At 72.3% G+C, this 11392-nt stretch carries 7 protein-coding genes and 1 riboswitch; of the genes, 5 read left to right on the top strand and 2 right to left on the bottom strand.

The annotated features are described in order from the left end of the window. Nucleotides 1-93: 93 nt before the first annotated feature. Both ACFY4B_RS42250 and ACFY4B_RS42255 read right to left on the bottom strand, forming a co-directional pair. Nucleotides 94-1479 (bottom strand): LamG-like jellyroll fold domain-containing protein, encoded by a 1386-nt coding sequence (locus tag ACFY4B_RS42250; protein WP_387977082.1) that lies wholly within the window; start codon nt 1477-1479, stop codon nt 94-96. Between the two features lie 94 nt (nt 1480-1573). Further along, complete coding sequence (locus ACFY4B_RS42255) at nt 1574-2794, bottom strand: ricin-type beta-trefoil lectin domain protein (RefSeq protein ID WP_074001409.1); 1221 nt, start codon at nt 2792-2794, stop codon at nt 1574-1576. A 435-nt stretch (nt 2795-3229) separates the two neighbouring features. On the opposite strand from ACFY4B_RS42255, the gene ACFY4B_RS42260 reads away from it, so the two are divergent. The 5 genes from ACFY4B_RS42260 (at nt 3230) to ACFY4B_RS42280 (ending at nt 11298) form a co-directional block, all read left to right on the top strand. Then, complete coding sequence (locus ACFY4B_RS42260) at nt 3230-4648, top strand: glycosyltransferase family 2 protein (RefSeq protein WP_107086463.1); 1419 nt, start codon at nt 3230-3232, stop codon at nt 4646-4648. 5 nt (nt 4649-4653) lie between these two features. Further along, complete coding sequence (locus ACFY4B_RS42265) at nt 4654-5781, top strand: glycoside hydrolase family 26 protein (RefSeq protein WP_387977085.1); 1128 nt, start codon at nt 4654-4656, stop codon at nt 5779-5781. Continuing rightward, nucleotides 5781-7472, top strand: a complete 1692-nt coding sequence (locus ACFY4B_RS42270) for a glycosyltransferase family 39 protein (protein ID WP_387977087.1) — start codon at nt 5781-5783, stop codon at nt 7470-7472. The genes ACFY4B_RS42265 and ACFY4B_RS42270 overlap by 1 nt, the downstream gene beginning before the upstream one ends. Nucleotides 7473-7544: 72 nt before the next feature. Continuing rightward, nucleotides 7545-7679: riboswitch (cobalamin riboswitch) on the top strand. 191 nt (nt 7680-7870) lie between these two features. After that, entirely contained in the window at nt 7871-10282 is a 2412-nt protein-coding gene (locus tag ACFY4B_RS42275) for a ribonucleoside-diphosphate reductase subunit alpha (RefSeq protein ID WP_387977089.1), read from the top strand. A gap of 20 nt (nt 10283-10302) precedes the next feature. Then, entirely contained in the window at nt 10303-11298 is a 996-nt protein-coding gene (locus ACFY4B_RS42280) for a ribonucleotide-diphosphate reductase subunit beta (protein ID WP_074001568.1), read from the top strand. Nucleotides 11299-11392: the final 94 nt, after the last annotated feature.

The raw sequence follows: 11392 nt of genomic DNA on the forward strand, positions 1-11392 counted from the left end.
CCGCAGTGGCTCCCTCCTCCGCCTTGCGATGCACGCACCCCAACGCCGCCCCGCCCGCCCTCCGGGCGGACGACGGGAGTTCGAAGACAGGCCCTAGCCGCCGAGCCAGGCGCCGGTCGGCGCGATGGACGGCGGCGAGCTCGGGCCGGCCACGATCTTGACGATGTCGGCCTCGGGCAGCACCTGGTCCCACACCTGGATGTCGGCAACGGCGCCGTGCCAGGGGTCGGCCCACTGCGAGTTGGAGCTCAGCCGGCCGACCTGGAGGGAGTTGCTGCCGCTCGGCTGCACCCCGGCCGACTTGGCCGAGGACTGCGGAGCGCCGTTGACGTACAGGGTGAGCTGGCCCGACGGGTCGTCGTACACGCCGGTCAGCAGCACCCACTGGTTGACCGTCGCGTCGCCCTTGGACCAGGCGATCGCCGAACCGCCGCCCGGCACCTGGACCTTGAAGTACCACTGGTCGTGCCCGTTGTTGCCGGCCCGGCCCAGCGCGAACGAGTAGTACTGGCCGTCGCCCTGGCTGACCGCGCTGCGGTTGCCGTTGGGCACGTCGACCAGCACCCGCGCGGAGACGGTGAAGCTCTTGTTGACCTCGACGACCGACGTGGAGGTCGAGGCGAACGAGTCCTGGCCACTGGGCAGTTTGAGGACCTGTCCGGAGAATCCGGCCATCGTCCCCTGCTTGGCGTCCGCCCCCAGGTTGAGCGCGGCCGCGCCCTTCTTGGCGGGCAGCGAGCCGACGGTCGGCGGGCTGTCGATGCCCTTGAGCGGCGGCGCGCTCGTCGTGTTCGAGGGGCCGGTGACCGTCGGGGTCGGCGAGCCGGCGCCGTGGGGCACCGGCGTCTTCTCCTTGCCGTGCTGGTAGTACCAGTACCCGCCGCCACCGGCGGCGGCCACCACGACCACCGCGGTCACCACGCCGATCAGCTTGAGCCTGCGGCCGCGCTTGGCGGACTGCTCGTTCTGCTCGGCCAGCGCCTCCCAGTTCGGCGTGCCGGCCGGGGAGACCGCCGGGCCGGGCGGGGGGACGGGCGGCTGGAAGCCGCCCTGCTGCTGCCAGTGCGCCACGGGCTGGCCCGGCTGCGGGCCCGGCGGGAAGGGCTGCCCGACGGCCGGCCCGGGCTGCGGCATCGGTGCCTGCGGCTGCGGCTGAACCGCCTGCGGCTGGACGGGTTGTGGTGCCACCGGGCCGGGCTGCGGCGCCACCGGACCGGGCTGCACCGGCCCCGGCGCCACCGGGGCGGGTCCGCCGCCCTGGTGCGGCACCGGCGGCACCGGCTGCGCGACCGGATGCGGCGTCATCTGCTGGGGCTGCGCGGGTGCGGGCGGCGGCCCGTAGCCGGACGCGGGGCCGAAGGCTCCGCTCGGGAACTGCGGTGGCACACCGGTGGCCGGAGCGGGCCCCCCGGCCGGTGCCTGCTGCGGTGGCGTGGCGGGCTGGCCCGGCTCGCCACTCGGTACCGGTCGATCGCTCATGGCCCGAATGCTAGGGCATCCACCCCGACACGCCCATGGGGGGTGCGCGGACGAAACGTCAGCACGGCCGGGGTTTCCCGGGTGCGACGCCGGCTCACGCGAGCCCGTTGTAGGGCAGCTTCCAGCGCTGCGAGACGGTGTCCGCGCACGGGCGCAGGAGCACCGCCGTGCCGTCCGCGAGCGCCCCGCCCGCGGTGCCCAGGCACAGCCCGGTGTCCGGGTGCTTCAGCCGCTGCCCGGGGGCGGTGACCCAGCGCTGGGCCGAGCCGCCGGTGCACTCGGCCAGGGTCACCGAGGAGCGGTCGGCGCCCGGCGCCAGGCAGGCCGCCCCGCCGCGCAGCGAGCCGTCGTTGCCCACCGTCCACCCGGTCGAGACGGCCTGGTCGCCGCAGGATCCGACGGTCACCGGGCTGCCGGCGGTCCCGCCGCCGCCGTGCCGCAGGCAGATCCCCGGGGCGCCCGCCGGGACCTCGCCGGCCGGCAGGCCGACCCGGTTGTGGAAGGCGAAGGAGTTGCTGCGCAGGCCGGTCCCGCCGCTCCAGACCTCGAACCCCGCCTGCACCCGGCAGAGGTAGGAGCTCTTCGGGACGTAGCCGCGCGCCATCGCGTCGGCGGTGAACAGCCGCAGGTCGAGGCCGCGGGTGGTGTGGGTGGGTGCCGTGCGGACGTAGCTGATCACGCTGTGCGGGCCGGTGATCGGCGCCTGGTAGACGTGGTAGCTCGCGTCCCCGAACGGCAGGGCGTCCGCCACCTTGTCGCCGGCGGGCCGCACGTTGTCGGTGGCGTCCAGCCAGATCATCACCTCGGCGCTCTCCCCCGGCAGGCAGTTGTCCGGGCTGGAGCCGTACCAGAGGTCGAAGGAGAGGTTGAAGGAGCCGCTCACCCGGCCGTTGGCGTCCCAGTCGGCGGTGGCGTCGCCGAGCGCGCTGACCGGCACCGGCAGTCCGCTCGCGCCCGGGGCGGTCGAGACGTTGGGGTAGGCGCCCGGGGCGAGCGGGTTCTTCGGGACGAAGTCGTTGATCCGGGACACCGTGAACCCGCTGTCCCCGACCGGGTCCACGCAGACCGTGCCCGCGGTGTTCCACGGGTTCGGTTCGAGGATCTTGGCGCCGCCGTCCATCGCCAGCTTGGGGAACGGCTCCTGAGCGGTCGAGCAGATGCCCGGCCCGGACAGCGCCGTCGCCGGGCCGGCCGGCGGCTCCACCGCCCCGACGTCGCCGCTGCACCCGGCCAGCAGCGCGGCGACCGCACCGAAGGCGGCGACCGCCCGCAGGCCCCGCGCCACGCGCCCGGCCGCGCCGTCCTCGATGCCCATCGCTCTCCCCCGAACCGTCCTCGCCCGTCGAACGGACAACCGTACACAGGCGCTCCGGCCGCACCCCCGTTCACATCACGATCGGAGCTCGATATCGGTTCCGGGCGGCCGGTCGAACAGGGGGAAGCGGACGCAGAGCGATCGGTCCCGTACGATCCTGGCGTCCCCTGGTGCCCGAGCGACAACGGCCACCACCCGGGGACGGTTCAGACTCAGTACGGCTTCGGGGGAGTAGAGCACGTGACTGTCACCGAGAGCGCGCGACTCGCGGGAAGCGGTCAGCCGCCGGTCTCACGACGCCGCAGCCGGCGCGGCCCGGCCGCCCGCAACCGGTGGGGGCTGCTCCCCCAACCCCCGGACAACACCGAGAAGTACCTCTACGCCCGCACCAACCTGTGGGTGCTGACCTGCTTCTCCCTCATCAGCTTCGCCTGCATGGTGGCCAGCGAGATCGGGCTGCTGAGCGCGACGCCGTGGTTCCTCTTCTTCATACCGCCGCTCGCCTTCACCATCGTCTACTACCTGATATCCCGCTGGGTGCACGGCTTCAACGAGACCTTCGACCTCTCCGCCCACCGGGCCCTGGTCAAGTCCTGGCAGCCCGAGCACCATCCGACCGTCGACATCTTCCTCCCGGTCGCCGGCGAGCCGATCGAGGTCCTGCACAACACCTGGACGCACGTCGCCCGGCTCCGCGACCAGTACCCGGGCGACGTCACCCCGTACGTCCTCGACGACAGCAACAGCCCGCAACTCGCGCAGATGGCCGTCGACTTCGGGTTCGTGTACGGAACCCGCGACAAGCTCGGCTGGTTCAAGAAGGCCGGCAACCTCCAGTTCGGCTTCCGCAACTCCGACAGCGACTACATCCTCATCCTGGACGCCGACTTCGCGCCCCGGCCGGACCTGCTGAACGAGATGCTCCCCTACATGGAGGCCGACCCCCGCCTCGGCATCGTCCAGTCCCCGCAGTTCTTCCGCATCCTGGACTCGCAGAACTGGATCGAGCGCGGCGCCGGCGCCGTCCAGGAGCTGTTCTACCGGACCGTCCAGGTCTCCCGGCAGCGCAGCGACGGCGCCATCTGCGTGGGCAGCTGCGCGGTGTACCGGCGCGCGGCGCTGGAGGAGAACGGCGGCACCACGCTGATCGGCCACTCCGAGGACGTGCACACCGGGTTCGACCTGCGCCGGCTCGGCTGGGACCTCCAGTACATACCCGTCGCGCTGGCCACCGGCGTCTGCCCGGACAACGTCGGCGGCTTCTTCAACCAGCAGTACCGCTGGTGCACCGGCTCGATGAGCCTGCTCGGCAGCAAGAAGTTCTGGCAGACCAAGCTGCGGCCGATCACCCGGGCCTGCTACCTGTCCGGCTTCTTCTACTACATCCACACGGCGCTGTTCACCGTAGTCTCACCGCTCATCCCGATCGTCCTGCTGCTCGCCCGCCCCGACCTGATCCGCTGGGAGAACACCGCGCTGGTGCTGCCCGGCCTGCTCTACGCGACGGTCATCTTCCCGCTCTGGCACCGCAACCCCTACCGGCTGGAGGCCTGGGCCGCCCGCATGATGTACGGCTGGGCGCACGTCTTCGCCATCTGGGACATCGTGCGCCGCAACCGGATGGCCTGGCAGCCGACCGGCTCCAGCGGCGCCAAGCGGAACAGGACCCGGCGGTTCTGGATCGGCGTCATCGCCTGGGGCGGCGGAACCGCCCTGCTCTGGGTGCTGCTGAGCATCTGGCGGATGCTCACCATGGGCCCGCTGAACTTCGCCCTCGTCCTCGCCTCCGGCCTCTTCTACGCCACCATCGTGGGCCGGGTCCTCGTCCAGCCCCGCCCGACGGAAGCAGTGTGATCGCCATGACCGCCCACCCGAGACGGGCCGGCCAGCTCCGTCACCGGCTGGCGCTCCCGCTGCTGGCCGCCGCCGGCCTGCTGCTCACCACCGCGTGCGGCCCCGAGGACCCCGGCTTCGCGATGCAGAAGGACCTCGCCCAGGCCGCCCCGGCCGCCGCCCCGGCTCCCGGCGCCCCCGGGACTCCCGGCGCTCCGGGCGCTCCGGGCGCGACCCCCGCCGCGGGGGGCACCGCACCGGCCGCACCCGCCACGCCCAAGGCCCTGCCGGCCGGCGTCCCGTACGACGTCACGCCGCTGCTCAGGCCGAGCCACAAGTACCTCGGCGCCGCCCTGCCCGACGTCCCCGCCACGATGGACGCGCTGCCCGGCTACCGCGACGCGATCGGCAAGCAGCCCAACGTCCTGGAGTTCTACGCCCACTGGAAGGGCGGCTTCGACACCGCGGGCGCCCGCCGGATCCACGACGCCGGGGCGCTGCCCTTCATGGCCTGGGAGCCGCACGACCGCTCGCTCGCCTCGATCGCGGCCGGCGACACCGACGACTACGTGCGCGGCGTCGCCAAGGCCGTGGCCAAGTTCAACCTGCCGATCGCCGTCAGCATCGCCCACGAGATGAACGGCGACTGGTACCCGTGGGGCCGTCAGGCCGCCACCCCCGAGGACTTCGTGGCCGCCTGGCGCCACGTCCACGACCTCTTCGACCAGGCCGGCGCCACCAACGTGATCTGGGTCTGGAGCCCCAACATCACCGACCCCGCGCCCAACACCCGCCTGGAGCCGTACTACCCCGGCGACACCTACGTCGACTGGGCCGGCATGACCGGCTACTTCACCAAGACCGGGCCCAAGACCTTCGACGCGCTCTACGGCCCGACCATGGCCGAGATCCGCGGCTTCTCCCAGAAGCCCTTCTTCATCAGCGAGACCGCCTCCGAGCAGGGCAAGCGCCAGCACGCGGACATCGACCAGCTGTTCTCCGGGCTGGAGGCGCACGACGACATCGTCGGCTTCGTCTGGTTCAACATCGTCAAGCGGGCGGACTGGCGGGTCGAGGCCGTGCCGGACACCCTCGCCGCGTTCAAGCAGCGCGTGTCCGACCCCCGTTACGGCTTCGACATCCGGAACCCCTGATGAGCACTGAGTCCGAGTTCTCCCCCGTCCCGCACGGCCGCTCCGCCCACGACCCGGCCGCCGAGCCGGACCCGGACGGGCCCGGCGCCGTGGCGGTGGACAGCCCCGACGGGCCCCGCCCCGCCGTGGCGGTCGACAACCCCGACGGCGTCGAGCTGGCCCCGTACACCATCCCGCGGGTCCCCGCGATCGGCTGGGACCCGGGCACCAGCCCCCGGCGCCGGTGGATCGCCCGCGGCCTGCTGGGCGCCGTCCTCACCGTCCAGGCCGCCCTCTCGCTGCGCCTGCTGGCCGCCGCGCACCCCGACGAGGCCGCCGCCATGGTCGCCGGCCGCCAGCAGCTGGCCCACCTGCTGCACGGCACCCCGGTCACCACCGACCTGGTCGACCGGGTGCACGGCTCGCCCTGGCTCTACCCGCCGCTGGCCGGCGCCGCCGCCGACGCCAACGGCATCTGGGGCACCCGGCTGCTCAGCCTCGGCTTCGCACTGCTCACCACGGTCCTGCTGTACTCGCTGACCCGGCGGCTGTTCAACGAGCGGGTCGCCATCTGCGCCATCGCCGGGTACGCCGTCCTCCAGTCCACCGTGGTGGTCGGCTTCTACGCCGCGCCCGAGTCCCTCGCCGTCCTGCTGGTCGCCCTCGCGGCCTGGACCACGGTGTTCACCGCAGGCCGCCATCCGGCCCTGGCCCTGCTCGCCGCCCCGCCCACGGCGCTGGCCTGCGCCACGGCCTACTCCGCGGCCTTCGCCGTCCCCGCCCTGGTGGCCCTCGCCTTCGCCTGCGCCCGGCCGTACCACCGGGTGGGCCCGGCCGCCCTGCGCTCACTGCTGACGGCCCTCGGCACCCTCGTCCTGCTGCTCCCGTACGGCACCCTCGGCAAGGTCGCCGGGTGGTCGCCCTCGCGCGGCAACGCCCCCGGCTCGGCCGGCTCGGTCCTGCTCGGCACGCTCCAGTGGGCCGGCCTGTTCACCGTCCTCGCGGTGGCCGGCACCATCGCCTACACGCGCCGCGAACAGATGCCCGAGCACGACGCGCCGGAGAAGGAGCCCCTCCCCACCACCCGGGGCCGGCGCGCCCTGCTCGGGGCCGTCCTGACCGCCACCGCCCTGCTGGTCCCCGCCGCCCACCTGTGGACCGGCACCTCCGGCGCGCTGTTCCGCCACCTCGGCTACGGCATGCTGCTGGCCGCCCCGCTCGCCGGGGTCGGCCTGACCCGGCTGGTCGGCGCCCACTTCCGCCACCCCCAGCTCGGCATCCTGGTCTGGGTCGCCCTGCTCGCCCTCGGCCTGGAGCAGTCCGCGCTGCGCTACCAGAACGGGCCCGACTCCGGCCGCCTGCTGGCCGTCCTGCGGGTCCACACGGAGCCCCAGGGCCGCTACCTCACCGAGGTCGACGGACTCGCCGAGTACTACCTCGGCGGCGTCTCCAAGCCCGAGCAGTGGGTCTCCGCGCGCGCCGGCACCGACTACCGCGACGGGGCCGGCGTCGAGCACCACGGCGACGACGGCAGCGTCGCCGCGATCCGGGACGGCTGGTTCACCATGGTCGTCCTCGACAGCACCGCGCCGAGGGCCACCGACCGGGCCCTGAGCGAGGCCCTGGGCGCCGCCGGACACTACCGGCTGGTCGCCCAATTCACCTCGCCGACCGGCGATTCGAGCACGTACAAGGTCTATCTGAAGCACTGACCGGCCGCCCGGCCCACGCACATCCGCGACACGACAGGCACAACATATGGTGCCGCCGCAGTCCGGCGGCACAACATGTATGCTCGCTTCTGCTGTCGATGCAGGGGAACCCGGTGCGAATCCGGGACTGCCCCGCAGCGGTGAGCGGGCGGCTCCAGCAGCCGCACCCCGCGAGTCCGAGTACCTGCCGACGGCGTGCGCCACGGCCCTCCCGCAGAGGCCGCGCCGGCACCAGCAGTACCCCTCCGGGCCTCGCGGGCGGGCCGGGGAGTCACCTCGCGCGACGCTTTTTGCGTTCGCGCCGTGCTCCCCTGCCCAGATCGGCCCGGTGGCCCCCCGAGCACCGCCGCCGATCGCCGCCAGGAGAGAGCGCCTTGACCACCGCTGCCTCAGCCACCCTGCCCGCCCAGGGCTCCGGTACCGCCTTCACCGACCCGACGGTCTCCGACCCCGGGGGCGCGCTGCTGCGGCTGCTCACCGACCGCAGCACCGACCTCACCGAGGTCGACCCCGGCCATGTCGCCGCCGCCGCGCTGCGCGGCCGCCACGCCGGCTCGGACTTCGCCGAGCTGCGCGGGCTGGCCGTGGACGCCGCCGCGTCGATGATCGCCGAGGACCCCCAGTACTCGAAGCTGGCCGCCCGCCTGCTCGCGCTGGAGATCGTCGACGAGGCGAACAGCCAGGGCTCGGTGTCCTTCTCCGCCTCGATCACCGTCGGCCACACCGAGGGCCTGATCGGCGACACCACCGCGGACTTCGTCGCCAAGCACGCCGCCGCCCTGGACGCGCTGATCGACACCGCCGGCGACGACCGCTTCGAGTACTTCGGCCTGCGCACCGTGCAGTCCCGCTACCTGCTGCGCCACCCGATCACCCGCAAGGTGATCGAGACCCCGCAGCACTTCCTGCTCCGCGTCGCCTGCGGCCTGGCGGTCGGCGACAGCGAGCAGTCGGTGCGCGAGGTGGCCGAGCTGTACGGCCTGATGAGCCGCCTGGAGTACCTGACCTCCTCGCCGACGCTGTTCAACTCCGGCACCCGGCACCCGCAGATGTCGAGCTGCTACCTGCTCGACTCGCCGCTGGACAACCTGGACTCGATCTACAACCGCTACGCGCAGATCGCCCGCCTGTCCAAGCACGCCGGCGGCATCGGCCTGTCCTACTCGCGCATCCGCTCGCGCGGCAGCCTGATCCGCGGCACCAACGGCAAGTCCAACGGCATCGTGCCGTTCCTGCGCACCCTCGACTCCTCGGTCGCCGCCGTCAACCAGGGCGGCCGCCGCAAGGGCGCGGCCTGCGTCTACCTGGAGACCTGGCACGCCGACATCGAGGAGTTCCTGGAGCTCCGCGACAACACCGGCGAAGAGGCCCGCCGCACCCACAACCTCAACCTGGCGCACTGGATCCCGGACGAGTTCATGCGCCGGGTCAACGCCAACCAGGACTGGTCGCTGTTCTCCCCGGCCGACGTGCCGGAGCTGGTCGACCTGTGGGGCGCCGACTTCGACGAGGCCTACCGCAAGGCCGAGCTGGCCGGCAAGGCCGTCCGCACCATCCCGGCGCAGACCCTGTACGCCCGCATGATGCGCACCCTGGCGCAGACCGGCAACGGCTGGATGACCTTCAAGGACGCCTCCAACCGCGCCGCCAACCAGACCGCCCTGCCGGGCCGCACCGTGCACTCCTCCAACCTGTGCACGGAGATCCTGGAGGTCACGGACGACTCCGAGACCGCCGTCTGCAACCTCGGCTCGGTCAACCTCGGCGCCCACGTGGCCCCCGGTGCCACGGTCGACGACCTGCTCGGCGCCATGGACTGGGAGCGCCTCGACGCCACCGTCCGCACGGCCGTGACGTTCCTCGACCGCGTGGTGGACATCAACTTCTACCCGACCACCGAGGCCGGCACCTCCAACTCCCGCTGGCGGCCGGTCGGCCTCGGCGTGATGGGCCTCCAGGACGTCTTCTTCAAGCTGCGGATCGACTTCGACTCCGCCGAGGCCGCCCGGCTGTCCACGCTGATCGCCGAGCGCATCATGCTCACCGCGTACGAGCGCTCCGCCGACCTGGCCGAGCAGCTCGGCCGCCACGAGGCGTACGGCGAGACCCGCGCCGCCCGCGGCGAGCTGCACATCGACCACTTCCCGACGGCCGCCCCGCAGTGGGCCGACCGCTGGACGGCGCTGCGCGCCCGGATCGCCGAGACCGGCCTGCGCAACTCGCTGCTGCTGGCCATCGCGCCGACCGCGACCATCGCGTCCATCGCCGGCGTGTACGAGTGCATCGAGCCGCAGGTCTCCAACCTGTTCAAGCGCGAGACGCTGTCCGGCGAGTTCCTCCAGGTCAACCCGTACCTGGTGCGCGAGCTCAAGGAGCTCGGCGTCTGGGACCAGCAGACCCGCGACGCCCTGCGCGACGCCAACGGCTCCGTCCAGGACCTGAACTGGCTGCCCGCCGGGGTCCGTTCGCTGTACCGGACGGCCTGGGAGCTGCCGCAGCGCGCGCTGATCGACCTGGCCGCGGCCCGCATGCCGTACCTGGACCAGAGCCAGTCCCTGAACCTGTTCATGGCGGCGCCGACCATCGGCAAGCTCAGCTCGATGTACGCCTACGCGTGGAAGGTGGGTCTGAAGACCACCTACTACCTGCGTTCGCGCCCGGCCACCCGCATCGCCCAGGCCGCGTCCGGCACCGCCCGTGCCGCCGCGCCGGCGCCGGTGCCCGTGAACACCCCCTCCCTCACCCCGGAGCAGGAAGCCGCCATCGCCTGCTCCCTGGAGAACCCCGAGTCCTGCGAGGCCTGCCAGTGACCACCCCCGAAGACCGCAAGATGCTGCTCGACCCCGGCTTCGAGCTGACCCTGCGCCCGATGCGCTACCCGTCGTTCTACGACCGGTACCGGGACGCGATCAAGAACACCTGGACCGTCGAGGAGGTGGACCTGCACTCCGACGTCGCCGACCTGGCGAAGCTCAGCGAGGGCGAGCGCCACCTCATCGGCCGGCTGGTCGCGTTCTTCGCGACGGGCGACTCGATCGTCTCCAACAACGTGGTGCTGAGCCTCTACAAGCACATCAACTCGCCCGAGGCGCGCCTGTACCTCTCGCGGCAGCTGTTCGAAGAGGCCGTGCACGTCCAGTTCTACCTGACGCTGCTGGACACCTACCTGCCCGACCCGGAGGACCGCAACGCGGCCTTCGCCGCGGTGGAGAACATCCCCTCCATCCGCCAGAAGGCGCAGTTCTGCTTCAAGTACATGAACGCGGTCGACCACATCGACTCGCTGCAGACCAAGGAGGACCGCCGCGCGTTCCTCCTGAACCTGATCTGCTTCGCGGCTTGCGTGGAGGGCCTGTTCTTCTACGGCGCCTTCGCCTACGTGTACTGGTTCCGTTCGCGCGGCCTGCTGCACGGCCTGGCCACGGGCACCAACTGGGTGTTCCGCGACGAGTCCATGCACATGGACTTCGCGATGTCGGTGGTCGACACCGTCCGCGAGGAGGAGCCCGACCTCTTCGACGACGAGATGGCCAAGCAGGTCACGGAGATGCTGGAGGAGGCCGTCGAGGCCGAGCTCCAGTTCGCCCAGGACCTGTGCGGTGACGGCCTGCCCGGCATGAACACCGCCTCGATGCGCGAGTACCTGCAGGCCGTGGCGGACCAGCGCCTGGCCCGCCTGGGCCTGCCGATCCGCTACGGGTCGACGAACCCGTTCGGCTTCATGGAGCTCCAGAACGTCCAGGAGCTGACCAACTTCTTCGAGCGCCGCGTCTCGGCGTACCAGGTCGCCGTCGAGGGCTCCGTCGCCTTCGACGACGACTTCTAAGCTTGTTGTTTAACCTCGAGGGTCACTCGACCTGCTGAGATCTCCGGGATCGGGGAGCATGCGACGCGGCCGTTCCCCATGCTTCGAGATGTCG

This window comes from Kitasatospora sp. NPDC001261, assembly GCF_042896795.1.
Lineage (GTDB): Bacteria > Actinomycetota > Actinomycetes > Streptomycetales > Streptomycetaceae > Kitasatospora.

Bases quoted from the DNA above. Each gene is read 5' to 3' on its own strand.
- ACFY4B_RS42250 (WP_387977082.1), bottom strand. From the start codon at position 1,479: ATGAGCGATCGACCGGTACCGAGTGGCGAGCCGGGCCAGCCCGCCACG.
- ACFY4B_RS42255 (WP_074001409.1), bottom strand. From the start codon at position 2,794: ATGGGCATCGAGGACGGCGCGGCCGGGCGCGTGGCGCGGGGCCTGCGG.
- ACFY4B_RS42260 (WP_107086463.1), top strand. From the start codon at position 3,230: ATGGTGGCCAGCGAGATCGGGCTGCTGAGCGCGACGCCGTGGTTCCTC.
- ACFY4B_RS42265 (WP_387977085.1), top strand. From the start codon at position 4,654: ATGACCGCCCACCCGAGACGGGCCGGCCAGCTCCGTCACCGGCTGGCG.
- ACFY4B_RS42270 (WP_387977087.1), top strand. From the start codon at position 5,781: ATGAGCACTGAGTCCGAGTTCTCCCCCGTCCCGCACGGCCGCTCCGCC.
- ACFY4B_RS42280 (WP_074001568.1), top strand. From the start codon at position 10,303: ATGCTGCTCGACCCCGGCTTCGAGCTGACCCTGCGCCCGATGCGCTAC.